This window comes from Nocardia sp. NPDC058497 (genome assembly GCF_042720195.1).
Lineage (GTDB): Bacteria > Actinomycetota > Actinomycetes > Mycobacteriales > Mycobacteriaceae > Nocardia.
In genome coordinates this window covers 1-812 of record NZ_JBHXMY010000452.1, presented here as the reverse complement: position 1 = coordinate 812, position 812 = coordinate 1, and the positions used below count along the sequence as shown (strand labels likewise).

Genomic DNA, 812 nt, shown 5'->3' with positions numbered 1-812 from the left:
TGTGGAACCACCTCCTCTCTCCCCCCCTCGGCATTCTCAGAAACTCTTGTGCGGCACCCCGACAGTGAGCCCTCCGCCCCTGGCGCGCCGCCATCACCCACTCCACCTATCCCCCACCACTTCTCGACGTCCCGGCATGTGATCCCCAGGCGAGCAAGTCATTCGCCATCGCTCACCGAATCCGGGTCGGCCGGCACGAACTGAGCGGCGGTGGGCGACAGCTTCATCCCGAACGGATCGTATTTGTCGAGCACATCCTCGGGGACCCCACTTTCCTCCCGCGTCGCGTTCTCGTACGCCCGCACCGCCTTGCTCCAGCGTTCGAACGCCGCCTGACGCGACGATCCGACCGCGTCCCCGATCTGCGCCCAGGTGGCACCAGAAATTCGGGCAGCCGCCACCGCCGCACTGAGATCCGCGAAGTTGGCGCGGTGCCGAATTCGAAGCTTGGTCAGTTCCAACAACTCCGCAGCTCTCCGGGGTGAGGCGAGATCGACCGACTCCGTCTCCGCGATCAACGCACGAGCCAATCGATCGCACTGGGCGATGAGAAGAAGATTCAACTCGGATGCCGCCTTTGCAATCCTCTCGTCGGAGGGCTCCACCACGACAAACCTCCCCGTCGCATGACAGATCTACAGCGCGTCAAGAAATCCCTGACACAGCTAACCCTACCGCGATCGATGGGAGCGCGATTTACATTCCCCACACCCTTGACAGGTCATCCGCTGAGGGAGACCCCGACAGTCACCAGCCGCAACCAAGGCACAAATGTGACATTGATTACAGACCACAGGGGCACTTTGATCTTG

The 812-nt window shown here is 62.1% G+C and carries 1 protein-coding gene; it reads right to left on the bottom strand.

Annotated elements, in window-relative coordinates; all coding sequences use genetic code 11:
* Positions 1 to 158: 158 nt before the first annotated feature.
* On the bottom strand, positions 159 to 608 hold the full coding sequence (locus tag ACFWPJ_RS24550; protein ID WP_378854736.1) for a hypothetical protein: 450 nt from the start codon (positions 606 to 608) through the stop codon (positions 159 to 161).
* Between the last annotated feature and the right edge of the window lie 204 nt (positions 609 to 812).